General features: G+C 71.0%; 22 protein-coding genes and 2 pseudogenes. 15 read left to right on the top strand and 9 right to left on the bottom strand.

All coding sequences use genetic code 11. The features are described from left to right. Positions 1-967 precede the first annotated feature (967 nt). A complete protein-coding gene (locus ACIHCL_RS07470) occupies positions 968-1,615 on the bottom strand; it encodes a DUF4328 domain-containing protein (RefSeq protein WP_399857992.1) in 648 nt (215 codons plus the stop codon). Positions 1,616-2,011: 396 nt separating this feature from the next. Further along, a complete protein-coding gene (locus ACIHCL_RS07465; protein WP_399857989.1) occupies positions 2,012-3,613 on the bottom strand; it encodes a glycoside hydrolase family 20 protein in 1,602 nt (533 codons plus the stop codon). A gap of 555 nt (positions 3,614-4,168) precedes the next feature. On the opposite strand from ACIHCL_RS07465, the gene ACIHCL_RS07460 reads away from it, so the two are divergent. The 10 genes from ACIHCL_RS07460 to ACIHCL_RS07415 all read left to right on the top strand — a co-directional run bounded on the left by ACIHCL_RS07460 (position 4,169) and on the right by ACIHCL_RS07415 (position 12,655). Continuing rightward, complete coding sequence (locus ACIHCL_RS07460) at positions 4,169-4,654, top strand: 2-oxo-4-hydroxy-4-carboxy-5-ureidoimidazoline decarboxylase (protein WP_399857987.1); 486 nt, start codon at positions 4,169-4,171, stop codon at positions 4,652-4,654. 208 nt (positions 4,655-4,862) lie between these two features. Continuing rightward, a complete protein-coding gene (sdhC, locus tag ACIHCL_RS07455) occupies positions 4,863-5,243 on the top strand; it encodes a succinate dehydrogenase, cytochrome b556 subunit (RefSeq protein ID WP_399857984.1) in 381 nt (126 codons plus the stop codon). A 5-nt stretch (positions 5,244-5,248) separates the two neighbouring features. Then, positions 5,249-5,725 (top strand): succinate dehydrogenase hydrophobic membrane anchor subunit, encoded by a 477-nt coding sequence (locus tag ACIHCL_RS07450; RefSeq protein WP_399857983.1) that lies wholly within the window; start codon positions 5,249-5,251, stop codon positions 5,723-5,725. A 31-nt stretch (positions 5,726-5,756) separates the two neighbouring features. After that, positions 5,757-7,511: a succinate dehydrogenase flavoprotein subunit gene (gene sdhA, locus ACIHCL_RS07445; protein ID WP_399857980.1), complete on the top strand. Its 1,755-nt coding sequence runs from the start codon at positions 5,757-5,759 to the stop codon at positions 7,509-7,511. Further along, positions 7,511-8,269, top strand: coding sequence for a succinate dehydrogenase iron-sulfur subunit (locus tag ACIHCL_RS07440; protein WP_399857978.1), 759 nt, complete (start codon positions 7,511-7,513; stop codon positions 8,267-8,269). The genes sdhA and ACIHCL_RS07440 overlap by 1 nt, the downstream gene beginning before the upstream one ends. A gap of 238 nt (positions 8,270-8,507) precedes the next feature. Further along, positions 8,508-9,251, top strand: a complete 744-nt coding sequence (locus tag ACIHCL_RS07435) for an FxLYD domain-containing protein (RefSeq protein ID WP_399857977.1) — start codon at positions 8,508-8,510, stop codon at positions 9,249-9,251. Between the two features lie 200 nt (positions 9,252-9,451). Then, on the top strand, positions 9,452-10,018 hold the full coding sequence (locus ACIHCL_RS07430) for a hypothetical protein (RefSeq protein ID WP_399857975.1): 567 nt from the start codon (positions 9,452-9,454) through the stop codon (positions 10,016-10,018). A gap of 8 nt (positions 10,019-10,026) precedes the next feature. Continuing rightward, positions 10,027-10,869, top strand: a complete 843-nt coding sequence (locus ACIHCL_RS07425; RefSeq protein WP_399857972.1) for a hypothetical protein — start codon at positions 10,027-10,029, stop codon at positions 10,867-10,869. Between the two features lie 235 nt (positions 10,870-11,104). Beyond that, positions 11,105-11,779, top strand: a complete 675-nt coding sequence (locus tag ACIHCL_RS07420; protein WP_399858061.1) for a TetR family transcriptional regulator — start codon at positions 11,105-11,107, stop codon at positions 11,777-11,779. 117 nt (positions 11,780-11,896) lie between these two features. Beyond that, positions 11,897-12,655, top strand: a complete 759-nt coding sequence (locus ACIHCL_RS07415) for a helix-turn-helix domain-containing protein (protein ID WP_399857970.1) — start codon at positions 11,897-11,899, stop codon at positions 12,653-12,655. On the opposite strand, the gene ACIHCL_RS07410 is transcribed toward ACIHCL_RS07415, so the two are convergent. The 4 genes from ACIHCL_RS07410 to ACIHCL_RS07395 form a co-directional block, all read right to left on the bottom strand. After that, complete coding sequence (locus ACIHCL_RS07410) at positions 12,608-13,282, bottom strand: class I SAM-dependent methyltransferase (RefSeq protein WP_399857968.1); 675 nt, start codon at positions 13,280-13,282, stop codon at positions 12,608-12,610. The two genes, ACIHCL_RS07415 and ACIHCL_RS07410, sit on opposite strands and share 48 nt — an antisense overlap. A gap of 159 nt (positions 13,283-13,441) precedes the next feature. After that, positions 13,442-14,998, bottom strand: a complete 1,557-nt coding sequence (locus ACIHCL_RS07405) for an ABC transporter substrate-binding protein (RefSeq protein ID WP_399857966.1) — start codon at positions 14,996-14,998, stop codon at positions 13,442-13,444. Between the two features lie 188 nt (positions 14,999-15,186). Then, complete coding sequence (locus tag ACIHCL_RS07400) at positions 15,187-16,821, bottom strand: metallophosphoesterase (protein WP_399857963.1); 1,635 nt, start codon at positions 16,819-16,821, stop codon at positions 15,187-15,189. A gap of 27 nt (positions 16,822-16,848) precedes the next feature. Further along, positions 16,849-17,094, bottom strand: coding sequence for an SCO4848 family membrane protein (locus ACIHCL_RS07395; protein ID WP_399857960.1), 246 nt, complete (start codon positions 17,092-17,094; stop codon positions 16,849-16,851). Between ACIHCL_RS07395 and ACIHCL_RS07390 the strand changes: the two genes are divergently transcribed. Further along, a complete protein-coding gene (locus ACIHCL_RS07390; protein ID WP_399857957.1) occupies positions 17,093-18,490 on the top strand; it encodes a D-alanyl-D-alanine carboxypeptidase family protein in 1,398 nt (465 codons plus the stop codon). The two genes, ACIHCL_RS07395 and ACIHCL_RS07390, sit on opposite strands and share 2 nt — an antisense overlap. Here ACIHCL_RS07390 and ACIHCL_RS07385 read toward each other — a convergent pair. Continuing rightward, positions 18,438-19,370 (bottom strand): YihY/virulence factor BrkB family protein, encoded by a 933-nt coding sequence (locus ACIHCL_RS07385; RefSeq protein ID WP_399857955.1) that lies wholly within the window; start codon positions 19,368-19,370, stop codon positions 18,438-18,440. The genes ACIHCL_RS07390 and ACIHCL_RS07385 overlap by 53 nt on opposite strands. 151 nt (positions 19,371-19,521) lie before the next feature. Between ACIHCL_RS07385 and ACIHCL_RS07380 the strand changes: the two genes are divergently transcribed. The 3 genes and pseudogenes from ACIHCL_RS07380 to ACIHCL_RS07370 all read left to right on the top strand — a co-directional run. Next, positions 19,522-20,871 carry an FAD-binding protein gene (locus tag ACIHCL_RS07380; RefSeq protein ID WP_399857952.1) on the top strand — a complete coding sequence of 450 codons (1,350 nt, stop codon included), beginning with the start codon at positions 19,522-19,524 and terminating at the stop codon, positions 20,869-20,871. A 265-nt stretch (positions 20,872-21,136) separates the two neighbouring features. Then, a pseudogene (locus ACIHCL_RS07375) lies at positions 21,137-21,709 on the top strand (SDR family NAD(P)-dependent oxidoreductase); the annotation flags it as partial. 366 nt (positions 21,710-22,075) lie between these two features. Beyond that, positions 22,076-22,231: pseudogene (locus ACIHCL_RS07370) on the top strand (decaprenylphospho-beta-D-erythro-pentofuranosid-2-ulose 2-reductase); the annotation flags it as partial. A gap of 104 nt (positions 22,232-22,335) precedes the next feature. On the opposite strand, the gene ACIHCL_RS07365 reads toward ACIHCL_RS07370, so the two are convergent. Both ACIHCL_RS07365 and trpS read right to left on the bottom strand, forming a co-directional pair. Beyond that, positions 22,336-22,926 (bottom strand): 2'-5' RNA ligase family protein, encoded by a 591-nt coding sequence (locus tag ACIHCL_RS07365; RefSeq protein ID WP_399857949.1) that lies wholly within the window; start codon positions 22,924-22,926, stop codon positions 22,336-22,338. A 132-nt stretch (positions 22,927-23,058) separates the two neighbouring features. After that, positions 23,059-24,072, bottom strand: coding sequence for a tryptophan--tRNA ligase (trpS, locus tag ACIHCL_RS07360; RefSeq protein WP_399857946.1), 1,014 nt, complete (start codon positions 24,070-24,072; stop codon positions 23,059-23,061). Positions 24,073-24,395: 323 nt separating this feature from the next. Here trpS and rocD point away from each other — a divergent pair, with 323 nt between their 5' ends. Then, positions 24,396-25,601 carry an ornithine--oxo-acid transaminase gene (rocD, locus tag ACIHCL_RS07355; RefSeq protein WP_399857944.1) on the top strand — a complete coding sequence of 402 codons (1,206 nt, stop codon included), beginning with the start codon at positions 24,396-24,398 and terminating at the stop codon, positions 25,599-25,601. Positions 25,602-25,609 lie beyond the last annotated feature (8 nt).

The following is a 25,609-nucleotide window of genomic DNA, read 5'->3' as shown; positions in this document are numbered from 1 at the left end:
CGACACCCTGAACATGGCCGCGACCTCCGCCCGGTCCCGGCCCTCCACCAGCGCGGACACCGCCAGCAACCGCACCGCCTCCTGCGCGTCCGGCGACCACGTCCGCGCATCCCCCACCAGATCACTCACACACAGCCAACGAGCCTGAACCCAAAGCGTTTCGGATCAAATAGTCGCTGAGCGAGGGGACCGGTTGGGCTGTCACTGAGCTCCGTCTCGAATGGCCAAGCTGGCACGGAGCAGTCGCAGGTGGCCAACGGGATGCACGGAAACTATCCATGGGCATCGGCTGCCGCATCTGCCCGCGCTTCGAACTACGGGAGGTGTCTGCCAGCTGCCATGACCAACGCGTGACCAACACCTGCCATGAACAGGCAGAAACACCTGGAATCAGGCTGACGCAACCGGCAGTCAAGGAGCAGCATCAAGGCAACAAACATGCTGGTCACAAGGCTGTTGCTACTAGACACGGCCAGGGGTGGCGGCCCCGGTCGTCCTCGTTCTCATCCCCCGCTTCGACCAGGCGGTTCTCAGGGCACGGGACCTCGCACGGCCAACGCGTGACCAGCGCGGCCGGGTGATCACCCGGCCCTTCGGGGGCACTGAGCCGCGCTGTTCGGGTTGCGACCTTCCGGGCCCCTCCGCTCGGCCGTCGCCGTACTGGGCCATGGCCCAGCTCAATGAGTGGTCTCTCACCCGGGCTGGGACCGCGACGCAGTGAGAACGGTCTCCGCCTTCCAGCCGGACGTCGACCTCGCAACGGGCGGCATGCGGGGCGGTCCTGGACCGGGACATCAACGCGGCGGTCGACGTCGCCAAGGCGGCCGGACTGGCCGTGTCAGCCTGTCGAGCGCAGGCAGGACGGGCACCCGTGCCCACACCGCGCAGCGAAGCAGGAACCCACTCGACACCGCAGCCTTCAACGGCGCGACAGGCGGGGATCTCCCCTCTCAAGGGGGAGAGGATGTCAACCGAGTGCCGCCCGCTCCCCCTGCATCCGGGTCAGCTTCCGCACGAAGAGGATCGCGAGGACCGCGGCCACGACGTCGAGCGCGTCGGCCACCATCACCAGGCCGGTCGAGTGCACGATCTCCTCCACCTCCTCGGCACGCCAGTCCACCCCGGACGCGTACCGGGCGAAGAGCAGCGAACCGACCCACATGCCCCACCAGGCGTTCATCACGGTGGTCGGGACCGCGCGCCGGACACCGTCGGGGCCCGTCGGGGAGCTCGCCGCCCAGATGCCGCCGGCGATGCGGCGCGGCAGCACCAGGTTGGCCACCGGCACGAACCAGGCGCCGATCGCCCAGCCCGCTGCCATCGGCTGCGCGCTCGCGTCGAACAGCTCGGCGTTCATGCGCACCCGGTGGAACCAGATGATGAAGACGACCACGGCGGCCAGCATCGTGAGGATCTGGAGCAGACCGGCGCCCAGGTAGAGCAGGTCGACGCGGTCCGCCTCGGCGATCGCCGCCTTGCCGGCGACGGCCCCCGAGCCGCCGTCGAGGAACGCGCGCATGTTCTGTCCGGCCGCCACGGCGAGCAGGTCCGCCACCGCGACGGCGGCCAGCAGGACGACGAGCGCCTTGGCGAGTCCCTCGGGCGACCGGAGCATGTGCCGCGGAGCAGCGAAGGCCGCGGCCGGGGGTATCGGTCCGGGCGGTCCGGAGCAGAGGATGCAGCGGCCGTCGGCGGTGACCGGCGGTCTCACACGGCAGGTGGAGCACAGCATGAAATGAAACCCCCCAGGATTCCGAGCTCTGATGAATGAGCTCTGATGAATGAGCTCTGGTGAGCGAGCTCTGATGAGAACGAACGCGCGCCCTCTCTCGCCCCCGGGGCCCGCGGCATGCGAACGTATCCCCTTGTCAGCCCGCCTGTCCAAGGATTCTCCGCACCGCCCCCGGGCGGTGCGCACCCCGCTCCCGACCGCCCGGCGACCGCTCCGGTCGGGCCTGCCGCCCGGCCCCTCGCCGCTCCTCCCACCGGGCCCGCCCCGTCGGCGCCCCCGTCAGCGTGGCGTGTCGATCCGCGTCGCCAGCGCCCGGAACCGGTCCCAGCTCAGGGTCGGCCTGGCCGGGTTCCAGAGCTTCTGGGCCGTCGCCCGCAGCGGCATCCGGATGCCGTTCGCCACCTGCTCCGGGGTCTGGGCCTGCGGGAGGTCGCCCCAGACCGCGAACCGGCCGCCGAGGATCTGACCGGACCAGCGCGACGCGACCGGCTGGGTGCCGCGCAGCACGAGCGGGGTCCACTGCTCGTAGATCCGCTTGCCGGTGGGGTAGACGAAGTTGTTGGGCTGGCCGAGCACGTAGTAGAGGAACTCGTCGTTGAGGTTCACCACCTTCCGTCCCTCGGTCAGGTACTCCTCCGGCGGCCGGGCACCGTACTCCCTGCCCGTCCAGTACTCGACCTCGATGTCCTTGTCCGCGTGGACGACGCCGCCGCGGAAGAAGCCGTCGTTCCACGCCTTGGGCTGCTTGCCGTGCCGGCGCACCACCGCCGCGCGGTCGTTGAGCCAGCCGGTGGCGAGATCCTTGATGCCGGCCTGCGCCCCGTACTTCTGCTGGGCGGCGCGCTGGAGCTGCGGGTACGAGGCCGCCGGGTCCCGCGCCATCAACGCGAGGTACTCATCGGCACCGAGGTGCCAGTACCGGCCGCCGAACAGCCCGGTGAACTCGTCGAGGAGTTCGTCGATGAGCTTTGCCGCCCTCGGATTGGAGATGTCGAGCGAGCCGGGCGAGCGCGCCCCCGACACGTTGCGCAGCTGGAGATCGGGGTGGGCCTTCAGGACCGCGCCCAGGTGGCCGGGCGAGTCGATCTCGGGGACCACCTGGATGTGCAGCCGGTTCGCGAGGGCGAGGATCCGCCGCACCTCGGCCTTGGTCAGATGCTGCGGCGACACCACCTCGGGATGGGTCTCGGACTCGATGCGGAACGCCTGGTCGTCGGAGAAGTGCAGGCCGAACTGGTTGAGCTTGAGGTCGGCCATCTCGCGCAGCCGGTCCTCGATCCAGGAGACGGAGTAGTACTTGCGCGCGATGTCGAGGTTGAATCCGCGCTGCGGCCGGTCGGGGCGGTCGCGCACCTCGCCCTCGGGCATCGCGCCGTCGGCGCGCACCGACTGCTTCAGGGTGCGGGTTCCGTAGAAGACGCCCGCCTGGTCGGGTCCGCTGATCGTGACCCGCCCGTCGCGGGTCCTGAGGACGTACGACTCGGAGACGCCCTTGCCCGGGGTGAGGGCCAGTTCCACGTCGCCCGGCCGGGCGGGGGTGTCACCCCGGTAACGGATCTTCAGCTCCCGGGCCAGCAGCTGCCCCTCGTCCGCGAGCGCCCCGCTGCCGGCGGCGAGGACGACCCCGGTGTCCGGGCCGGGCCGCCAGCCGGGTCCGCGCGCGGCGATGTGCTCGCGCACGGCCGGAATGGTGCGCGGAGGGGCGGAGAGCGGGTAGGTCCGGGTCGGCGAGGGGGCGGCCGAGCCGGTGGGGGTACGGGCTCCGGTCCTCCCCTCGGGTCCGCCCCCCGAGCCATCCGGCCAGACAACGATGGCGATCGTCGCGGCGGCCGCCGCGGTGAGGGCCGCCCCGGTCACCAGGGCGCCACGTGAGGGCGACATCGGTCAGAAACCTCCGAGATGAGAAGGGAAGCGGTCAAGAGTAGAGAACGACGGAATGCGATCCTCCGCGGCCCGGACGGCACCCCTCCGCAGGAGCAGGGGAAACACCTGGACGGGGGAAACGCCGACGAGTTCCTTGGAACACGGCTGCCGAGACGTTGGGATACATCCCAACGGCGCATCAGGCGTTCCGAAACTCTCCCGTCCGGGTGACGTTCGCGTATCCGTCGTACGACTGTTGCCCGGCCTCGATAGCTTTGAGGCGCATTCGTCGCTCTCTTCACCCTGTCTGCGCCTGGTCTCACCCGTCCCACCGACTCCAGGTTCACAGAAACCGTTGATCCGAGGAGCACCACGCTGTCCAGGTCCAGCGAGTCCCACGCCGGCCTCCCGAAGCGACCGCGGCACCCGACCACCGGAACATCCCTGCCCGTCCGGCATCCCGGGCCGACGGCACCGGACCCCGGCCCCGACCGCGCCCCGGCCCCGAGCCGCATCACCCGCCCCGCCCCGGACTCCGGCCGCGCCCCGGCGCTCGCGGACCTCCCCTTTCTTGTGAACCTCCCCGGCCCCGCGGGCCTCCGGGGGCTCGACCGCTTCAACGCCGCCCCGCCCGCCGACGCCAAGGCGGCCCTCCTCACCTGCTGCGGCAGCCGTCGTTGGGCACGGCGGCTGGCCGCCCACCGCCCGTACCCCGATCCGGGCGCACTGCTGGCCGCCGCCGACGAGGCGGGCTACGACATGTCGCCCGCGGACCTCGCCGAGGCGCTCGCCGCCGAGCCCGCCCCGGGGCTGTGCGACAGTGCCCCGCGCTCCGCCCATCTGGCACTGGGGGCCGCGCACGCCGCGTACGAGAGCCGCTTCGGCCACGCCTTCGTGATCTGCCTGGACGCGTTCGACCCCGCCGAGCATCCGGACCAGGTGCTCGCCGGCATCCGGGCCCGACTGGGCCACGACATCGACCAGGAACGGATCACCGCGGCCGAGGAGATACAGCGACTCGCCCGGGGCCGCGTCATCGCTCTGATATCGGATTCATAACGGAACAGGGCTGGTCAGACGTGGCGACCTGTCCCGTTCTAGGCCGTACGTGGCTGTTTGATTGCCATTTTGATCACACCAGCGGCCCCGGAGTGAGCGAACCGACAAACCGTCGCTACGATGGCCAGGGCCGGTGGACCGTACCCGGCCGGGCCAGACCGACAGTCAAGCCGGCCGGCCCCGATCCCCGCTCCCGGAGGGTTTTTCCGTGCCGGCTGGAACGTTGTACCGCGGCCGGGAAGGCATGTGGTCCTGGGTGGCTCACCGAGTCACCGGTGTCCTCATCTTCTTCTTCCTGTTCGTCCACGTCCTGGACACCGCTCTTGTCCGTGTCTCTCCCGAGGCGTACGACGACGTCGTGGCCACGTACAAGACGCCGATCGTCGCGCTGCTCGAATACGGCCTGGTGGCCGCCATCCTCTTCCACGCGCTGAACGGCCTGCGCATCGTCGCCGTGGACTTCTGGTCCAAGGGCCCGCGCTACCAGAAGCAGATGCTCTGGTCCGTGGTTGGCATCTGGATCGTGCTGATGGCCGGGGCCCTGTACCCCATTCTCGGCCACGCCGTACGCGAAATCTTCGGGAGCTGAGGCCCATGTCCACCGAGTCCTCCGCCGCGATCGGTTCCGTCGAGGGCGTCAGCCTGTACGACGTCGACAACCCGGCCCCGGTCATCGAGCCTCCGCGCAAGCGGACCGTCAAGACCCCCAAGGGTTCGCGCACCAACTTCGAGATGTACGCCTGGCTCTTCATGCGCCTGTCGGGCATCGTCCTGGTCGTCCTGGTCCTGGGCCACCTGCTGATCCAGCTGGTGCTGGACGGCGGCGTCTCCAAGATCGGCTTCGCCTTCGTGGCCGGCCGCTGGGCCTCGCCGTTCTGGCAGATCTGGGACCTCGCCATGCTGTGGCTGGCCATGCTGCACGGCGCCAACGGCCTCCGTACGGTCATCAACGACTACGCCGAGCGGGACAACACCCGCTTCTGGCTGAAGATGCTCCTGTACACCGCCACGGTGTTCACCGTCCTGCTGGGCACGCTGGTGATCTTCACCTTCGACCCGAACATCCGCTAGGCGCGCCGGGCCAGAGGGACCAGAGGAAATCATGCAGATCCACAAGTACGACACCGTCATCGTCGGCGCCGGCGGCGCCGGCATGCGCGCGGCCATCGAAGCCACGAAGCGCAGCCGTACCGCCGTGCTCACCAAGCTCTACCCCACCCGCTCCCACACGGGCGCCGCGCAGGGCGGCATGGCCGCCGCGCTCGCCAACGTGGAGGAGGACAACTGGGAGTGGCACACCTTCGACACGATCAAGGGCGGTGACTACCTGGTCGACCAGGACGCCGCCGAGATCCTGGCGAAGGAGGCCATCGACTCCGTCCTCGACCTGGAGAAGATGGGCCTGCCGTTCAACCGCACGCCCGAGGGCCGCATCGACCAGCGCCGCTTCGGCGGTCACAGCCGCAACCACGGCGAGGCCCCGGTCCGCCGGTCCTGCTACGCCTCGGACCGCACCGGCCACATGATCCTCCAGACGCTGTACCAGAACTGCGTCAAGGAGGGTGTGGAGTTCTTCAACGAGTTCTACGTCCTCGACCTGCTGCTCCAGGACGTCGACGGCGTCAAGAAGTCCGCGGGCGTCGTGGCGTACGACCTGGCGACCGGCGAGATCCACGTCTTCCAGGCGAAGTCGATCATCTTCGCCTCCGGCGGCACCGGCAAGTTCTTCAAGGTGACGTCGAACGCGCACACCCTGACCGGTGACGGCCAGGCCGCCGCCTGGCGCCGCGGCCTGCCGCTGGAGGACATGGAGTTCTTCCAGTTCCACCCGACGGGCATCTGGCGCATGGGCATCCTGCTGACGGAGGGCGCCCGCGGTGAGGGCGGCATCCTCCGCAACAAGGACGGCGAGCGCTTCATGGAGAAGTACGCGCCGGTCATGAAGGACCTCGCGTCCCGTGACGTCGTCTCCCGCTCCATCTACACGGAGATCCGCGAGGGCCGCGGCTGCGGCCCCGAGGGCGACCACGTCTACCTCGACCTCACCCACCTGCCGCCGGAGCAGCTCGACGCCAAGCTCCCGGACATCACCGAGTTCGCGCGCACCTACCTCGGGATCGAGCCCTACACGGACCCGATCCCGATCCAGCCGACCGCGCACTACGCCATGGGCGGCATCCCGACCAACGTCGAGGGCGAGGTGCTGGCCGACAACACCACCGTCGTCCCGGGCCTGTACGCCGCCGGCGAGGTCGCGTGCGTGTCCGTGCACGGCGCCAACCGCCTGGGCACCAACTCGCTGCTCGACATCAACGTCTTCGGCCGCCGCGCCGGCATCGGCGCCGCCGAGTACTCCGCGAAGAACGACTTCGTCCCGCTCCCGGAGAACCCGGCGCAGATGGTCGAGGAGCAGATCGACCAGCTGCGCAACTCGACGGGCTCCGAGCGGGTCGCCGCGCTCCGCCAGGAGCTGCAGGAGTGCATGGACGCCAACGTGATGGTGTTCCGCACCGAGCAGACCATCAAGACGGCCGTCGACAAGATCGCCGAGCTGCGCAGGCGCTACCACGACGTGTCCATCCAGGACAAGGGCAAGCGGTTCAACACCGACCTCCTGGAGGCCATCGAGCTGGGCAACCTGCTCGACCTGGCCGAGGTCATGGCGGTCTCCGCCCTGGCCCGCAAGGAGTCCCGCGGCGGTCACTACCGCGAGGACTTCCCGAACCGTGACGACGTCAACTTCATGCGCCACACCATGGCGTACCGCGAGGTCGCCGACGACGGCACCGAGTCGATCCGGCTCGACTACAAGCCGGTCGTCCAGACCCGCTACCAGCCGATGGAGCGTAAGTACTGATGGCAACCCCGACACTGGACAAGGTCGAGGCGCAGTCCGCCGCCTCGCCGTACATCACGGCGACCTTCCGGATCCGCCGGTTCAACCCCGAGGTCTCCGACGAGGCCCGGTGGGAGGACTTCCAGGTCACGATCGACCCGAAGGAGCGTGTGCTCGACGCGCTCCACAAGATCAAGTGGGACCTGGACGGCACGCTGACCTTCCGTCGCTCCTGCGCCCACGGCATCTGCGGCTCCGACGCGATGCGGATCAACGGCAAGAACAGGCTCGCCTGCAAGACGCTGATCAAGGACATCAGCCCGGAGAAGCCGATCACGATCGAGGCCATCAAGGGCCTCACCGTCCTCAAGGACCTCGTGGTCGACATGGAGCCGTTCTTCCAGGCGTACCGCGACGTCATGCCCTTCCTCATCACCAAGGGGAACGAGCCGACCCGCGAGCGCCTGCAGTCCGCCGAGGACCGCGAGCGCTTCGACGACACCACCAAGTGCATCCTGTGCGCCGCGTGCACGTCCTCGTGCCCGGTGTTCTGGAACGACGGCCAGTACTTCGGCCCGGCGGCGATCGTCAACGCGCACCGCTTCATCTTCGACTCGCGCGACGAGGGCGGCGAGCAGCGCCTGGAGATCCTCAACGACCGTGACGGCGTGTGGCGTTGCCGCACCACGTTCAACTGCACGGACGCCTGCCCGCGCGGTATCGAGGTCACCAAGGCGATCCAGGAGGTGAAGCGGGCGCTGATCACGCGCCGCTTCTGACCGCCCGTCCAACGGCGCCGTCGCCTTCCACGGCCCCGCCCTCGCGCACTCGGCGCGGGGCGGGGCCGTTCGCCGTACCGGCCGCGGGAACGCTCACCGAGCCGCCCGGCCGTCCCCGGCTGCGCGAGAAGCCCGCGACCTGCGCAGTTCCGTCACAATTCCGGCACTTCTGATGCGGTGCATTCCGGCCAGGACGTACCGTGTCTCCCCACGCCAGCATCCTTTGGGGGGATCACGCATGTCTCAGGGCTTCCCGCCACCCGGCCCGCAGCCGCAGCAGCCTCCGCAGGGGGACGTCCCACAACCGCAGCAGCCGCCGCAGTGGGACGTCCCGCAACCGCAGCAGCCTCCGCAGTGGGGTGGCCTGCCGCCGCAGCAACAGCCGTACCAGCAGCAGCCCTACCCGCCGGGGCCGGGCTGGGGCGCGCCGGTGCCTCCGCCGAAGCAGCGCCGGACCGGGCTCATCGTCACGCTGTGCGTGCTCGGCGGCCTGGTGCTGCTCGGCGGGTGCGGGGCCCTGGTCGTGTCCGTGGCGGGCATCGGGGCCGTGCACGAGGGCAGTTCTTCGGGGGAGTCGTCGGAGGCCGAGGCACCCGGGAAGGACGCACCGGCGAAGGAGGACGCCTCCGGGGAGAAGCCCGCCGAGGAGAAGCCCGCCGGGAAGGACAACGGCGCGAAGGAGGACGGCGCGAAGGCCGACGCCGCCGCGGACGTGAAGCTGTCCACCTGCGAGGTCGACGAGCTGACCAAGTGGCCGTCCGTGAACGTGGAGATCGTGAACCGCGGCGACGTGAAGTCGAACTACATCGTGACGGTGGAGTTCGTGGACGGGTCCGGTACGCGGGTGGCCGAGGGGATGGCCGCGGCGAACAACCTGGCCCCGGGGCAGAAGTCGATGCAGAAGGCGCAGGGCCTGGGCGAGTCCCCGGCGGACACGAAGTGCAAGGTGACGAACGTGACCCGGTACCCGTCGGCCGGGTGACGGCGGTTCGGCCGGTGTCCGGTCGGTGGCGTCCGGAGCCGGTCGTACGCGGTCGGAGCCGGTCGTGCCCGGTCGGATTGCGAGGCCGTTTGCTGCACGGCTCCGTATCCGGACGGTACGGTCGTGCGGAACGTACACCGGTGTGCCGCTTCCGGCGCGACAGAGCCCGGGGTACAAGGCCTGATCGAGAGCGGGGAACGTTGAGCGATCCGAATCCGAAAGCGGACGGCTCCTACGAGTGGGGCCCGGCCCAGACGGGCGGGCAGGGGGACGGGCCCGCCGGTGCCCCGGCCTACGGGTATCCGCAGCCGCTGCCCGGATCCGCAGGACAGCCCGGCCCCGGCTACGGGTACCACCCGGGGGCCGCGGGCGGTCCGGTGGTGCCCGGCCCCGGATTTCCGCAGCCGGGCGTGCCGATGGCCGGTGCGCCGGTGCTGGCGATCGGCGACATCACCATCGTGAACGACCAGATCATCACGCCGGTCGGCGCCATGCCGCTGAAGGGCGCGGTGTGGTCGGCCACGGACCTGTCGCACACCGAGGAGCGGATCCCGACGGTCGCGATCGTGCTGGCGATCGTCCTCACCCTCCTCTGCCTGGTCGGTCTGCTCTTCCTCCTGATGAAGGAGAAGAAGACGACGGGCTTCATCCAGGTCTCGGTGACCAGTGACGGAAAGCACCACTCGACGATGATCCCGGCGACCGGCCCGGAGACCTTCCCGTGGGTGATGGCTCAGCTCAACTCGGCCCGTGCGATGAGCGCCTGAGGTAGCGAATGACGCGCCTGCAGTACACCGTCACCGTCGTCGCTCTGGACCGCGCACGGCTGCACGGCTACACCGTGCCGGTCTGCGATCTCGTCGAGGCCACCCGGGCCCGGGGCCATGCCGTCGTGCTGCCCGACGGGCAGACCGTGCCCGACGTCCGCCTGGTCAAGGGGCGTCATCTGCGGCCGGGTGCCCGGTACGAGTCCACCGGGTCCGATCCCGGGGAGCGGGTGACGACGGTGCTCCGGGAGTGGCGGCGCGTCGACGTGCTGGCTCTGGAACAGTTCGTACGGTCACCGGAGTTCGGCGCGCGGATCGCGGTGCGGCTGCGCTGTCCGGAGCGTCCTGCGGCGCTGGACGTCGAGGCCCGGATACGGGGCGCGGAGGGCTCCGGGGCGCTGCACCGCCTCCGGGGGAAGGCGTCACTCGATCTGCGTGCCTGGTGGGCGGCGGCCTCCGCCGCGCCCGGCACTCCCAGCGCGGCGCGCGCTCCGGCGACCGTGCGGCTGACGCACCGTCTCGGCGTCGCCCGGCTGTACCTCCGGCCCCGGCCCGCGGGGCCGGACCGGTGGGATGTCGACGTCACACTGACGCTGCACGGGCGCTCGCTGTTGAGGCCGGTGGCCGGCCTCGCGCTGCTGCTCGCCCGGGTGCCGTTGCGGCGGGGGTTCAGGACGTCGGTGGAGGAGGCGGCCCGGCAGTGGAACGAGGCGCTCGGCCGGGTTCTGGCCCACGATCCGGACGAGTTCCGTGCGGAACTGGCCTCGTACATGGTGCGGAGGCCCAAGGCCGACGGCCCCGCACCGCAGGCGGAGGAGAAAAGCGCGGGCCCGGACGGGACCGTGGGCTGAGAGCGGGGCGGATACGCTCGGGGCTGTGGTGAAGCAGACGAAGGGCGTGCGGGAAGACAGGACGTCCGGGGCGCGGGGTGTCGAGGCGCCGAAGCCCGGGGCGCCGGAGCCCGGGGCACGGGGTGTCGAGGCGCCGGAGTCCGGGGCAGCAGGAACCGCGGCACCGGAGTCCGGAACGGCAAGAACCACGGCATCGGAGGCGAAGGTCCCCAAGAGCGAGCAGACCCGCACGCTCATCCTCGAAACCGCGCTCCGGCTCTTCCAGGAGCGCGGTTACGACAGGACGACGATGCGGGCCATCGCCCAGGAGGCCGGGGTCTCCGTCGGGAACGCCTACTACTACTTCACGAACAAGGAGCACCTCGTCCAGGGCTTCTACGACCGGCTCGCCGCCGAGCACGAGGCGGCGGTGCGGCCGGTCCTGGACGGTGACGAGGACCTCGCGGACCGGATGCGGAACGTCCTGCTCACCTGGCTGGACGTGGCCGAGCCGTACCACCGCTTCGCCGCCCAGTTCTTCAAGAACGCCGCCGATCCGGAGAGTCCGCTCAGCCCGTTCTCCGAGGATTCGGTCGCGGCCCGCGAGGCGGCGATCTCCATCCACCGGCGCTGCCTGGCCGGTTCCGGCACCAGGCCCGATCCCGAACTGGCCGAGATGCTGCCGCAGTTGATGTGGCTGATGCAGATGGGCCTGGTGCTGTACTGGGTGTACGACCGCACGGAGCACACCGAACGCAGCCGCCGCCTGGTCGAGCGCGCCGCCCCGATCGCCGCGCGGCTCATCGCCCTGTCGCGGTTCCGGGCGCTGAGGCCGCTGGTGCGGCAGATCCACGCGTTGCTGGTGGAGTTCCTGCCGGGTGCCACCGGACGCATGCCCGCATGCCCTGAGGACCGCCCCGCGGCCCCCTGACGGGACGGCGCCCCTCGTGGGGTGCCAAGGACCCGCTCCACGACCGTGGCCGGGAGGCTCTCGGCCCGGCCTGATCACCCCTGTCCGGAGCCGTGCGGCCCTGGCAGCATCGGGAGGGTGGGAACCGGGACGGGATCGGGGGACGCTGCGGCGGCACCCCGCCTCACCATCGGTGCGGGCTACGCGCGGTACCGCGGGCCGTTGACGGACGGCTCCTGCCACCGGCACGCAGCCTTCCAGGTCGCCCTCGCGGCCGGGCCCGACGACCGGGTGGCCATGGTGGACCGCGACGGCACCCGCCGTCGTGGCACGGTCCTGCTCGTGCCGCCGATGGTGCCGCACCGGTTGCTCCCGACGGCGGATCTGCTCACGTTCTTCGTTGACCCGCACTGCGCGTTCGCCGATCGGCTGCGTCGGCACTGCGGCCCCGGCGTCACGGTCGCCCCCGAACTGCACGGACTGGGTGAGCGGGACGTGCGCCGGGCCGGCGCGCGCCCGTCGGACGAGCTCGACGCCCGGCTGCTGGCTGCGATGGACGCGCTGTCGGACCGGGACGTCCCGATGGCGGATCTGGCCGCGGCCGTCGGCCTGTCACCACAGCGGCTGCGCGCGCTGGCCCGGGACCAGCTCGGCATGCCGCTGGTGCGCTGGCGGCTGTGGCTGCGCCTGCGGCGGGCCGCCGAGGCGCTGCGCGCGGGCCGGCACCTGGCCGACGCGGCCGTCGCCGGGGGCTTCGCCGACCAGGCGCACTTCACCCGGCAGATGCGGGAGATGATGGGCCTCACCCCGGCCGTCGTACGGACGGTGCTGGGCCCGCCCGGCCTCCTGTCAGGCGCGGTGCGCGACGTACACCGAGAGGGAGCCGGTGAGCGTTGAGACCACCTCGGCCTCGCGCACGCCGCTGAAGCCTGCCTCGCGGATCAGCCGGGGCAGGATCCCCTCGGCGTTCGGCCGGGTGTTCTCGACGCCGTCGGCGAGCTGCACGACACGGAACGCCAGGCGCGTCAGCCGGGTGCGCTGCAGTCCGTAGTCGGCGATCACCAGCTTGCCGCCGGGTCTCAACACCGCGTGCATCGAGGCGAGAACGGCCCGCTTCATGCTCATCGGGCACTGGTGCAGCACCAGACTGGACACCGCCGTGTCCGCCGAACCGGCGCCGAGGACCTCGGTCAGCTCGTCGCCCATGCCGGTCCGCCACTCCACGGCGGTGCCGCCGTCGGCGGCCGGGGCAGCCGCCGCTTCGGCCTTGCGGCGCGCGATGGCCAGCACGTCGGGGTCGGGATCGACGCCGGTGATCCGTGCCCGGGGCTCCACGCGGTGGAGCAGCAGTGCGAGCGAGCCGGTGCCGCAGCCCACGTCGACGATCTCGTCATCGGGCCGCGGAGCCACGTACATGGCCAGCAGGCCGCGCCACAGGCGCTCGCGCAGCAGGGCGGCCACGGGGTCGTAGAAACGCGTGGGCGCGAAACGGCCCAACGCCGGGGTGAAAGCTCGTTCGGTCATGCCGGCAGTCTCGGGCTGTCGGCGCCGCCCGGTCTTGAACGAACCGCTCGCGCCGGGCCGAGGGCATCGCGCCGACCGAGTGGGCCCGGCCTGCGGTGGACCGGCGGCCCGGCCTGCGGTGGGTCGGCCTCCCCGTCCGGGGAGCGCCCGTACGGCCCGTCAGATCCAGCGGAGCTCCCACAGCCGCCAGAGGCCGGTGCCGTCCGAGAGGTACTGCGAGCCGGAGACCGCGGTCCTGCTGACGACGTAGTCCTTCTTCTGCCACACCGGCACCAGCGGCACATCCTCGGCGACCAGCGCCTGGAGCTCCTTGTAGTCCGAGGAGGTGCGGCCTCGGTCGCTGTACTGGAGCGTGGAGGAGATCAGGGAGTCCATCTTCTTGCTGGAGTAGCCGTTGTGGAGGCTGTTGCCGCTGCCGACGAGCGGCTGGCTGAAGGTGTCCGGGTCCGGGTAGTCGGGGAACCAGCCGACGAGGTACGAGTCGAACTTGCCCCCCGCGAGCCCGTTCAGGAACGCCTGCCAGTCGACGCCCTTGAGGGTGACCTTGAACAGCCCGTCCTTCTCGAACTGGCGGCGCAGCTCGGCGCTCTCCTTGCCGTACGCCTCGTCGCCGTGGTTGTAGGCCAGGGTGATCGGCAGGGGGGTCTGCACACCGGCCTCCTGGAGCAGCCCCTTGGCGCGCTCGACGTCGGGCGAGGGGTAGGAGTCGAAGAACGGCGTGCTGTGCCCGATGACGCCCTGCGGGATCAGTGAGTAGAGGGGTTCGACCGTGCCCTGGTAGACGTCGGTCACCAGCGGCCCTCGGTCGAAGACCGACGCGACCGCCTGCCGGACCCTCTTGTCGGCGAACGGAGAGCTGGGGCGGACGTTGAAGACGAGGTTGCGGATCTCGGCGCTGTCCGCCTCGCTGATGCGCAGATCGGGGTCGCCGGGGTTGAGCGCGTTGAGCGTGGCCGGCGGGAGCTGGCGGTGCGTCACTTGGATCTCGCCGGTCTTCCAGGCCGCCAGGAGATCTTCCGCCCCCTTGTAGTAGCGCACGGTGACCGGGACGCCGGACTTCTTCAGCGCGCCCTTGTAGTGCGGGTTGGGGACGAGCTCGGCCAGCTTGCCCGGCTTGTACGACTTCAGCAGATACGGGCCGGAGCCGTCGACGGTGTTCCCGATCCGGAGCTTCTTCGCCGGGTACGACTCGCGGTCGACGATCGAACCGGCCCCGGTGGCCAGCTTCTGGGGGAACGTCGCATCGCGCGCGGAGAGGTTGAAGGTGATGGTGCGGCCCTCGGTCACCACGTTCTTGAGGCTGGGAAACAGCACCCAGGGGCCGACATCCGTCTTGATTTTGATCATGCGCTCGATGGAGAACTTGACATCGGCGGCGGTGATCTGACGTCCGTTCGAGAAATGCAGGTCGTCCCGGAGCCTGCACTGGTACGTCTGGAGCTTCTGGCCGATGAACCCGCAGCTCTCGGCGGCATCTGGCTCGGGGACGGTCGCACCGGGCTTGAACGTCATCAGGGACTGGTAGAGGTTGCTGTACAGGGCCCAGGAACCGGCGTCGTACGCACCGGCCGGATCGAGCGCGGTCACCTCGTCCGTGGTGCCGACCGCGATCGGGTTCTTCTCCGCCTCGCCGGAGGGAAGCAACTGCCAGGCCACGACACCTGCGATGACCAAAACCGCGACGAGCGCGAGAATCCGTACCCGGATCGACCGCATTGGACGTGCTCTCCCTTTACCAGCCCCACCTCGGCGGCGTGCACAGACACGCCGCACCGCATGCTCGCGCTCACCCAATCACACGATTTTCACATCTGGAAGACCAAAACTGGGACTCATAGCCTTTTGTTCGGCACTTGAAACCTTGGGCGGTTCGGCAGGGTCTGTAACAAGATAACGACGCAGCGTCAGAACTGCCGCGAGGCGAGTTCCACGACGGTGATGTCGGAGGGCGCTCCCACGCGTACCGGCGGCCCCCAGGCGCCTGCGCCGCGCGTGACGTACAACTGGGTGTCGCCGTACCGGTCGAGTCCGGCGACCGTCGGATTGGCGAGTTGGGCGACCAGATCGCCCGGCCAGAGCTGCCCGCCGTGGGTGTGGCCGGACAGTTGGAGGTCCACGCCCCAGGCGACGGCCTCGTCGATGACGACGGGCTGGTGGGCGAGGAGCACCGAGGCGCGTACGGGGTCGCGGTCGCCGAGCGCGGCTTCGAAGTCGGGGCCCTGGCCCTCGGCCTCCCCTGCGGGGTCGTTGACACCGGCGAGGTCGAATCCGTCGATCTCGACCCGGGCGTTCTCCAGCGGATGGAGACCCAACTCCCGTACGTGGTCGACCCAGGGGGCCGCACCGGAGAAGTACTCGTGGTTGCCGGTGACGAAGAAGCTCCCCCGGCGGGCGTCGAGCTGGGCGAGCGGCTCCGCCGCCGGACCGAGATCGTCGACGGTTCCGTCCACGAGGTCGCCCACGACGGCGACCAGGTCCGGCTGGGTCCGGTTGATCGTGTCGACGATCCGCTGGGTGTGGGCACGGCCGAGGGTCGGACCGAGATGGATGTCGCTGACCACGGCGATCCGGAAGCCGTGCGCGGAGCGCGGCAGTCTGGCGAGCGGGACGGTGATCCGCTTGACCCGCGGCCCGCGCAGCACGCCGTACGTGCCGTAACCCACCGTGCCGAACCCGGCGACGGCGGCGGCGCCTCCGACCGCCCGCGCGACGAACAGGCGACGCGAGAGGGCAGGAGTACCGGCTCCGGCGCCGTCCCCGGCCGTGCCCTCCGTTCCGGTCCCCGTCGAGACCGCGCTCTCGGGCCCGGTCACGGTCGCTTCGTCGATCGCGGCCCTGGTCGCAGTAGCGCCGTCGGTCCTGTTCGAGGGCGCTTCGTCGATCGCGGTCGCGGTGGCGCTACCGGTTCCGGGCGCGCTGTCGGCCCCCGGCGCGTCGCCGGTTCCAGCGCCGACGGGGATACGGGGAGCGTCGGTACGGGGCCGCGCACCGGCCGCCGAGGCGTCGCCCTCGGTCCCGGAGCCGTGCGCCCCGGACCCGGCGCGCACGGCCTCGGAGGCGGCCGTGCGGAGGCCGCCGTCACCGGCCCCGGCCATCGCGGCCGAGAGCTCCGCCGCCTCCGGGGCGCCCTCCCCCGCCGACGAGGCCCCGCCCGGGGGACCCGCCTCCGGGGCCTCGTCCCGCGTGCCCGCGTCCCGGCGCCCCCGTGCGGCGTCCCGGCGCGCGAGCGCCCACCGCAGCACCGGCCGTACCAACTCGCCGACCAGCAGAGCGAGGGTCAGATACAGCACCACGGCCAGCCACAGATAGCCCGGCCAGGCCAGCACCTGCTGGAGCCGGAAGGGCGCGCCGAGACGGCCGGCGACCAGGGCGCCGACGCTCAGCAGCGGGAGCAGGTACGCCGCCACCGTGCCGGCCGTGCGCAGGGCGCTGCCCCTGGCCGTCGTGTCACCGACCAGGCGCCGCCAGAGATAGCGGTGCACGCCCGCCAGCAGCGCGAGCACCACGAGAACCGCCAGTACGAGAACCGCAACGGCCATGTACGTCTCTCCCGCCGTTCGTCCGGTTCAACCGCGCTCGCGGCGCAGAGCCCTCAGACCTCGGAACCCGATCGCTCCCACCGCCGTCCCCAGGAGAAAGGACGTGACGGCGAGCAGCAGATGGACCCAGAAGTACGCAGTCGGGTCACCCGCGTCGTCGAAGGCGAGCCCGCTGGCGTCCTTCGCGAGGTTCTTGACGAAAGTGATCCAGATGACCCAGCTCCACACCCCGAAGGCGAGCAGGAACCAGGAGACGGGGCGGCTGAGCTTCATGGACCCAGTATCTCCGCCAGGCTCCGGCGAGGCCGTCCGGGGTGGGCTGTCCCGGGGGCGCCTACGGCGGGTCCGGTCAACCATGCTCACATTCATATCTTCGCCCTGTAATTTTCCGACCGTGCCCGCACTGAAGAAGATCGCACTGACGGTCGCCTCCGCCGCCATGTTGTCCGCCTTTGTCATCAGTCCGGCGTCGGCGGCCGAAAAGGACGCCTCCGACAAGCAGCCGAAGCCGCCCCGCGACATGTCTCGCGTCGGCGGCGAGCTGCTGGGCCGGGCCGGTACGCAGGTCAAACTGGGGGCCGGGGCACCGGTCCTGCCCAAGGACCTCACGGGCAGATCCTGGATCGTCGCCGACGCGGAGAGCGGCGAGGTGCTCGCCGCGCACAACGCGCACTGGTCGCTGCCGCCCGCGTCCACCCTGAAGATGCTCTTCGCGGACACCGTGCTGCCCAAACTCCAGCCCAAGACCCGTACGTACACGGTGAGGCCCGAGGACCTCGCCGATCTCGGCGAGGGCAGCAGCCTGGTCGGGGTGAAGGAAAACCTCACCTACACCGTCCACGACCTGTGGCTCGGGGTGTTCCTGCGGTCCGGCAACGACGCCGTGCACGCGCTGTCCGCGATGTACGGCGGCGTTCCCCGGACGGTCACCGACATGCAGGCGCACGCCGAGGAGTTGCAGGCGCTCGACACGAAGGTGCTGTCGCCCGACGGGTACGACGCGCCGGGGCAGGTCTCCAGCGCGTACGACCTGACGCTGATCGCGCGCAGCGGGATGCAGAAGGCGGACTTCCGGGAGTACTGCTCCACGGCCGAGGCGGACTTCCCGGGCGGGAAGAAGAAGAACGGGGAGCGCGAGACCTTCGCCATCCAGAACACCAACCGGCTGCTCACCGGCGCGGACGGGGTCGACCCGTACAAGGGCATCGCGGGCGTCAAGAACGGCTACACCTCGCACGCGGGCAACACCTTCACCGGTGTCGCCGAACGCGACGGCAGGGTGCTGCTGGTCACCGTCATGAACCCGTCGTCCGAGGAGCACCACGCCGTCTACAAGGAGGCCGCGAGCCTCCTCGACTGGGGCTTCGAGGCCAGTGGCAGGGTGACCCCGGTCGGCGAGCTGGTGCCGCCGAGGTCCGCCGTGACCGACACGGAGAACGACATCGGCAACGGGACGGGGAAGGGCCCCACGGCGGCGAACGGAACGGGCCAGGGGCACAGCGGCGCCTCGCACGCCGCCGGGGCCTCGGTCGCCGGTGGTGGCGGGGGCGGCGCCGGGGTCGCCCTGGGGATCGCCACGGGCGTCGTGGTGCTGGTGGGCGGCGGGGGGTTCCTGATCAACCGGCGCTGGCCGCTGCCGGACCTGGTGCGCCGCCCTTCCCGTCGCTGACCGGCGCGGTGTCCCGCGCGGTGTCCTCGCCGTCGTCCGGCGTCGCCGTCCAGGCGGCGCAGAACAGCAGGAGCCTCGCGGTGAAGTTCAGCCACAGCAGGAGCGCCACCGGCACGCCGAAGGCGCCGTACATGCTCTTCGAGGCGACGCCCTTCATATAGCCGCCGAGCAGCAGCTTGAGGAGTTCGAAGCCGACCGCGCCGATCGCCCCGGCGACCAGCAGTCTGCGACGCGGTGGCTCGACACCGGGCAGCAGCGTCAACAGGTAGAGCAGCAGCAGGAAGTCGGCGAGGACCGCCACGACCAGGGCGGCCACCTGGAGCACCACACCGCCCGCGCCCCGGTCCGGGATGTCCAGCAGCCGGGCGGTCCAGCCGACGGCGAAGGAGCCGGCCGAGGAGATCGCGAGCGTCGCCAGCGCAGCCCCGCCCAGCCCCAGCAGCAGCCCCGCGTCCTTGAGCTTGCGGATGACGGGGTTGCCCGTGTCCGCGTCGTCGATCCCCCACACGGCGCGCAGGCAGTCCCGCATGGCGCCGATCCAGCCGATACCGGTGAACAGCAGCACCGCGCCGGCGACCACCCCGACCGCTCCGGCATGGGCCACCAGATCGCCGATGCCGAGCTGGTCGGAGATGCCCGGCACCTGCTCGGCGAGCACCTTCTCGATCCGGTGCAGCTGCCCCTCCGTGAGCAGCGCGGCCCCGATCGCCGCGCCGACGGCGATCAGCGGGAACAGCGCCAGGAAGCTGATGAAGGTGATCGCCGCCGCGAGTCTGGTCCAGTGGACCCGGTCCAGCGTCTCGTAGGAACGCCAGAGGTGAGTCGCCATCAGACGGGAGACGATCGGCCCGATGAGGGGGAGGTTCTTCAGCCAGTCCATGACATACCACTACCTGCCCCGGCTCCCGGACCCGAAACTCTCCTCACCGGCGAACGTGTTGAAACACTCCGAAACCCTTCGAATCGCCCATATAGGTGAGCCTGTTGATAAATCCCTCGAATGGGTTTTCTCAGGCGATACGGTCACCGTCATGTCCGTCGACACCGTGTCCCTGACCGGCTGGGGCCGCACCTCCCCGACGACCGCCCTGCGCTTCCGCCCGCGCACCTACGCGGAGGTGGCGGCGACGGTACGCGGCTGCGGGCCGCGCGGCTCCATCGCCCGCGGGCTCGGCCGGGCCCATGGCGACGCGGCGCAGAACGGCGGCGGCTGTGTGCTCGACATGACCGCGCTGAACCGTATCCGCACCATCGACGCCACGGCCGGACTGGTGGTCTGCGAGGCCGGGGTCGGCCTGCGCCGGCTGATGGAGGTCCTGCTGCCGCTCGGCTGGTTCCCGCCGGTCGCACCGGACACCCTCCATGTCACCGTGGGCGGCGCGATCGGCTCCGACGTCCACGGACCCGACCACCACGTCTCCGGTTCCTTCGGTCGGCACGTGCGGGAGCTGGAACTGCTGACCGGCGACGGCGAAATCCTCACGGTCCGGCCCGGCACCGACCTCTTCGACGCGACCACGGGCGGGCTGGGGCTGACGGGAGTGATCCTCTCGGCCACCCTCCGCCTGCACCGCGCCGACAGCGCATGGCTGTCGGTGGACACCGAACGGGCCGTCGGCTTGGACGACCTGCTCGCCCGGCTCTCCGCCGGGGACCACCGCTACCGCTACTCGGCCGCCTGGATCGACCTCCAGGCCCGGGGCCGGGCGACGGGCCGCTCCGTGCTCACCCGGGGCGAGCACGCGCCCCGGCACGCGCTCCCGGCGAACGCCCGACGCGCGCCCCTCGCCCTGCGTCCGGGGCGGCCGGCCGCCTCCCCCGCCCTCGTCCCGGCGGGACCGCTCGGCCGCGCCTCCGTGGCCCTTCTCAACGAACTCCGGTACCGCCGGGCGCCCTCCTACCGGATCGGCGAACTCCGGCGGCTGTCGACGTTCTTCCACCCCGTGGACGGGCTGCCGCTCGGCGACCGCCTGCACGGCCGCGCCGGATTCGTCCGGTACCAGTTCGTCGTCGGACACGGGCAGGAGGAGACGCTGCGCCGGATCGTGCGCCGGATCTCGGAGCGGCGCTGCGCCTCGCCCCGCGCGCTGCTGAAGCGGTTCGGCGCGGGCGGTCCGGGCTGGCTCTCGTTCCCGGTGCCCGGATGGACGCTCGCCCTCGATCTGCCCGCCGCCCTGCCGGGTCTGGGCCGGTTCCTGGACTCGCTGGACGAGGAGGTGGCGGAGGCCGGGGGGCGGGTGTGCCTGGCGAAGGACGCGCGGCTGCGGCCGGACGTGCTCGCCGCCATGTATCCGCGACTGGAGGAGTTCCGCTCGCTGCGCGGGCGACTGGACCCGAACGGGGCGTTCCGATCGGACCTCTCTCGCCGCCTCTCGCTCTGACGGGCCGACCCGTCACGGGTCCTCGCGCGCCGGCCGTCCCGGTGCCCTGGCGCCCTGGCGCCCGGTGTCCTGTCGCCCCGTGGCTCGCGGCCCATGCCCCGTGGCTCGCGGCCCGTGCCCCGTGGCTCGCGGCCCGTGCCCCGTTGTCCAGCACCCGGCCCGCTCAGTGCTCGGCCCGCTCAGCACGTGGCCTGCTCACCGCTTCGTCCGCTCAGTGCTTCGTCCGTCCGGTGCCTCGTCACCCCCGTCCACAAGGAGTGTTCCCGTGAAGGACGCCTTCGGTGCTCCGCAGTCCCTGCTCGTCCTCGGCGGCACGTCGAGGATCGCCCTCGCCACCGCCCGCCGACTGGTCGCAGGGCGGACCCGTACGGTCCGGCTCGCCGGGCGCCCCTCCCCCGCCCTCGAATCGGCCGCCGACGAGCTGCGCACGTGCGGTGCCGACGTCGCCACGGTCGACTTCGACGCCCTCGCGCCCGAGACCCACGAGACGGTCCTCGGGAAGGTCTTCGCCGAGGGCGACATCGACGTCGTGCTCCTCGCCTTCGGGGTCGCGGGCGACCAGGAGCGGGACGAGGAGGAGCCGCTGGGCGCGGTCCGGGTCGCCCAGACCAACTACACAGGAGCCGTCTCCGCCGGGCTGGTGTGCGCCGGGAGACTCCAGGCGCAGGGACACGGCTCACTGGTGGTGCTGTCGTCGGTGTCCGGCGAGCGCGCCCGCCGCGCGGACTTCATCTACGGGTCCAGCAAGGCGGGCCTGGACGCGTTCGCCCAGGGTCTGGGCGAGGCGCTGCGCGGCACGGGGGTGCATGTCATGGTCGTGCGCCCCGGCACCGTGCGCCCGGAAGCCTCGCCCACCGGCCCTGTGGACCCCACCGGCTCCGTGGATCCCACCGATCCCACCGGCTCCGTGGATCCCACCGATCGCCTCGGCCCCGTGGACCCCGATCGCCTCGGCCCCGTCGCCCCCACCGGCCCCGATGCCCGCACCCGGGAAACGGCGCCGCGCTCCACGACGTCGCAGCCGTCCCTCTCCGCGCTGCCGCGGCCCACCACGTCACGACCCGCGGCATCGCGGCGCATCACGTCACGGTTCTTCGCACCGCGGCACACCGCGTCACGGTCGGTCGCACCGCGGCTCATGTCCCGACGGCTCACCGCGTACAAGGACGCCGCGTCCCGGATCGCCGCGGCGCCGCTGGAGGCACCGCCTCTCGTGGCGACGCCGGACGCGGTGGCGGCCGCGATCGTGACAGGGCTGCGACGGCGCTCGGAGGCGGTGTGGGTGCCCGGGGCGCTGCGCGTGGTGATGTCAGCGGTGCGGCATGTGCCGCACCCATTGTTCCGGCGTCTGCCGCTCTGACGTACGACGTTCCGGCGTCTGCCGCTCCGACGTACGACGCCCCGGCGGGGAGCCGGGGCGGGCACGGACGCGAGGGCCGGAACAGGATGCGGCGAGGGCCGGATTCAGGGACGCAGGGATGGCTCGTCCAGGGAGAAGCCGCCCTGGGCGGGCACCGCAGGCGCACCGCCCCCGGCACCGAACGGGAACTCGTTGATCTTGCGCCAGACCCGGTCCGTGCCCTGCTCGTACAGCGCGAAGGAACCGCAGGTCCACGCGGCCTCGTACTCGGCCAGTTCCTCGTACGCCCGGTCCATCGCCTCCTCGGCGATGTCGTGCGCGACGGTCACGTGCGGGTGGTACGGGAACTGGAGCTCGCGCACCAGCGGCCCGGATTCGTCCCGGATCCGCTTCTGGAGCCACGAGCAGGCCGAGGCGCCCTCGACGACCTGCACGAAGACGACCGGCGAGAGGGGCCGGAAGGTGCCCGTACCGGACAATCGCATCGGAAAGGGGCGGACGGCCGTCGCGACCCGGGAGAGGTGCGCCTCGATGGCGGGCAGGTCGGCCGCGGCGGCCTCGGTCGGCGGAACGAGGGTGACGTGGGTGGGAATGCCGTACGCGGCAGGATCCCCGAAGCTCGCGCGCCGCTCCTGGAGCAGACTGCCGTAGGGCTCCGGGACCGCGATCGAAACGCCGAGCGTTACGGTCCCCACGTCGTTCTCCTCATCTTCGAAGGTCAATAGTCCTCGATGGTGAACAGTCTCTTTTCGGCCATCCGTCCACCCGATGGATTTCCCATCGCCAGTGTGACGCCTGGAGCGGCGAAACCGCCAGGGTCCTTGGACTCAGTGCTTCGCGGGCAGAAAGCCCATCCGGTCGTACGTCCGGGCCAGGGTCTCGGCCGCCACGGCACGGGCCTTCTCGGCACCCTTCGCCAGGATCGAGTCCAGGGTCTCCGGGTCGTCCAGGTATTCCTGGGTGCGGGTGCGGAACGGTGTGACGAAGTCGACCACGACCTCGGCGAGATCGGTCTTGAGCGCACCGTAACCCTTGCCCTCGTACTTCCGCTCAAGATCCTCGATGGTCGTGCCGGTGAGCGTGGAGTAGATGGTCAGCAGATTGCTGACGCCGGGCTTCTCGGCACGGTCGAAGCGGATGACGGTGTCGGTGTCGGTGACCGCGCTCTTCACCTTCTTGGCGGTGGCCTTCGGCTCGTCGAGGAGGTTGATCAGACCCTTCGGGGTGGCCGCCGACTTGCTCATCTTCGACGACGGGTCCTGGAGGTCGTAGATCTTCGCCGTCTCCTTGAGGATGTACGGGTCCGGCACGGTGAACGTGTCGCCGTAGGTGCCGTTGAACCGCTCGGCCAGGTCGCGGGTCAGCTCCAGGTGCTGCCGCTGGTCCTCACCGACCGGGACCTGGTCGGCCTGGTACAGCAGGATGTCGGCGACCATCAGCATCGGGTACGTGAAGAGGCCGACGGTGGTGCGGTCGGCGCCCTGCTTGGCGGACTTGTCCTTGAACTGCGTCATCCGGGACGCCTCGCCGAAGCCCGTGAGGCAGTTCATGACCCAGCCGAGCTGGGCGTGCTCGGGGACGTGGCTCTGAACGAAGAGCGTGCACCGCTCCGGGTCGAGACCGGCGGCGAGGAGCTGGGCAACGGCCAGCCGGGTGTTGGCCCGCAGCTCCGCGGGGTCCTGCGGGACGGTGATCGCGTGCAGGTCCACGACCATGTAGAAGGCGTCGTGGGAGTCCTGCAGCGCCACCCACTGGCGGACCGCGCCAAGGTAGTTGCCGAGGTGGAACGAGCCTGCGGTGGGCTGGATTCCGGAGAGCACGCGGGGGCGTTCAGAGGCCATGGGCCCATTGTCTCAGGTGCGGGGGCCAGTTCCGGCAGCCGGTGGGAGAGGCGGGTGGCAGGGGCAGTGCGGGACCGATGGCGGAACGGTACGGGGCCGGTACGGGACCGGTGACGGAACGGCACAGGGCTGGTGCGGGGCTGGTGCGGGGCTGGTGCGGGAAGAGCTCGCGGCCGGTACGGGAACAGCTCGGGGGTGGTGCGGGAACAGTACGAGGCCGGTGCGGGCGCGCCGTGAATCACTGGTTTCCCCGCCTGGGTTGTGACCGACGATACAAAGTGGGCACCCTCTCCCGCCCACGCCGCACGACGATCGGAGACCCCGTGTCGACCACGGACAACGCCATCGCCTCCGCCGAGGCGCACAGCGCGCACAACTACCACCCGCTGCCCGTCGTCGTCGCCTCGGCGGACGGCGCCTGGATGACCGACGTCGAGGGCCGCCGCTATCTCGACATGCTCTCCGGGTACTCGGCGCTCAATTTCGGCCACGGCAACCGGCGCCTGCTCGACGCGGCCAGGGCCCAGCTGGAACGAGTGACCCTCACCTCGCGCGCCTTCTACCACGATCGGTTCGCCGACTTCTGCACGCGACTGGCCGAACTGTGCGGCATGGAGATGGTCCTGCCGATGAACACCGGGGCCGAGGCCGTGGAGACGGCGGTGAAGACCGCCCGCAAGTGGGGCTACCGGGTGAAGGGCGTCCCCGACGGCATGGCCAAGATCATCGTCGCCGCGAACAACTTCCACGGCCGCACGACGACGATCATCAGCTTCTCCACGGACCCGGAGGCGCGGGAGGACTTCGGCCCGTACACGCCGGGGTTCGAAATCGTTCCGTACGGGGACCTGACCGCGCTCATGGAGGCGATGACCGAGAACACGGTGGCGGTGCTGCTGGAACCGATCCAGGGCGAGGCCGGGGTGCTGGTGCCGCCGCCCGGCTACCTCTCCCGCGTGCGCGAGCTGACCCGCGAACGGAACGTGCTGTTCATCGCGGACGAGATCCAGTCCGGCCTGGGCCGGACCGGGAAGACCTTCGCGTGCGAGCACGAGGGGGTGGTGCCGGACATGTATGTGCTCGGCAAGGCGCTGGGCGGGGGCGTGGTGCCGGTGTCGGCGGTGGTCTCCTCGCGGGACGTGCTCGGCGTGTACCGGCCCGGTGAGCACGGTTCGACCTTCGGCGGCAACCCGCTCGCCTGCGCGGTCGCCCTGGAGGTCATCGCGATGCTCCGCACCGGCGAGTACCAGCAGCGCGCGGCCGAACTCGGCGAACACCTCCACCACGAGCTGAACCTGCTGGTGGGCGGGGGTGCGGTGGAGGAGGTCCGGGGGCGCGGGCTGTGGGCCGGCGTCGACATCGCCCCGCGCCACGGAACCGGCCGGGAGATCTCCGAAAAGCTGATGGACCGGGGCGTGCTGGTCAAGGACACCCACGGCTCGACGATCCGGATCGCCCCGCCGCTGGTGATCAGCAAGGAGGACCTTGACTGGGGGCTGGAGCAGATCCGCGGCGTACTGCGCGGCTGATCCCGGGG

Origin of the sequence: Streptomyces sp. NPDC052042, assembly GCF_044548345.1 — a bacterium.
In the GTDB taxonomy this organism is placed as follows: Bacteria; Actinomycetota; Actinomycetes; order Streptomycetales; family Streptomycetaceae; genus Streptomyces.
This window is presented reverse-complemented; position numbering and strand designations above follow the sequence as displayed.

Excerpts from the sequence above, each read along its gene's own strand:
- ACIHCL_RS07470 (WP_399857992.1), bottom strand. The coding sequence starts at position 1,615 with ATGCTCCGGTCGCCCGAGGGACTCGCCAAGGCGCTCGTCGTCCTGCTG.
- ACIHCL_RS07465 (WP_399857989.1), bottom strand. The coding sequence starts at position 3,613 with ATGTCGCCCTCACGTGGCGCCCTGGTGACCGGGGCGGCCCTCACCGCG.
- ACIHCL_RS07450 (WP_399857983.1), top strand. The coding sequence starts at position 5,249 with ATGTCCACCGAGTCCTCCGCCGCGATCGGTTCCGTCGAGGGCGTCAGC.
- sdhA (WP_399857980.1), top strand. The coding sequence starts at position 5,757 with ATGCAGATCCACAAGTACGACACCGTCATCGTCGGCGCCGGCGGCGCC.
- ACIHCL_RS07440 (WP_399857978.1), top strand. The coding sequence starts at position 7,511 with ATGGCAACCCCGACACTGGACAAGGTCGAGGCGCAGTCCGCCGCCTCG.
- ACIHCL_RS07435 (WP_399857977.1), top strand. The coding sequence starts at position 8,508 with ATGTCTCAGGGCTTCCCGCCACCCGGCCCGCAGCCGCAGCAGCCTCCG.
- ACIHCL_RS07425 (WP_399857972.1), top strand. The coding sequence starts at position 10,027 with ATGACGCGCCTGCAGTACACCGTCACCGTCGTCGCTCTGGACCGCGCA.
- ACIHCL_RS07410 (WP_399857968.1), bottom strand. The coding sequence starts at position 13,282 with ATGACCGAACGAGCTTTCACCCCGGCGTTGGGCCGTTTCGCGCCCACG.
- ACIHCL_RS07405 (WP_399857966.1), bottom strand. The coding sequence starts at position 14,998 with ATGCGGTCGATCCGGGTACGGATTCTCGCGCTCGTCGCGGTTTTGGTC.
- ACIHCL_RS07400 (WP_399857963.1), bottom strand. The coding sequence starts at position 16,821 with ATGGCCGTTGCGGTTCTCGTACTGGCGGTTCTCGTGGTGCTCGCGCTG.
- ACIHCL_RS07390 (WP_399857957.1), top strand. The coding sequence starts at position 17,093 with ATGGACCCAGTATCTCCGCCAGGCTCCGGCGAGGCCGTCCGGGGTGGG.
- ACIHCL_RS07395 (WP_399857960.1), bottom strand. The coding sequence starts at position 17,094 with ATGAAGCTCAGCCGCCCCGTCTCCTGGTTCCTGCTCGCCTTCGGGGTG.
- ACIHCL_RS07385 (WP_399857955.1), bottom strand. The coding sequence starts at position 19,370 with ATGGACTGGCTGAAGAACCTCCCCCTCATCGGGCCGATCGTCTCCCGT.
- ACIHCL_RS07380 (WP_399857952.1), top strand. The coding sequence starts at position 19,522 with ATGTCCGTCGACACCGTGTCCCTGACCGGCTGGGGCCGCACCTCCCCG.
- trpS (WP_399857946.1), bottom strand. The coding sequence starts at position 24,072 with ATGGCCTCTGAACGCCCCCGCGTGCTCTCCGGAATCCAGCCCACCGCA.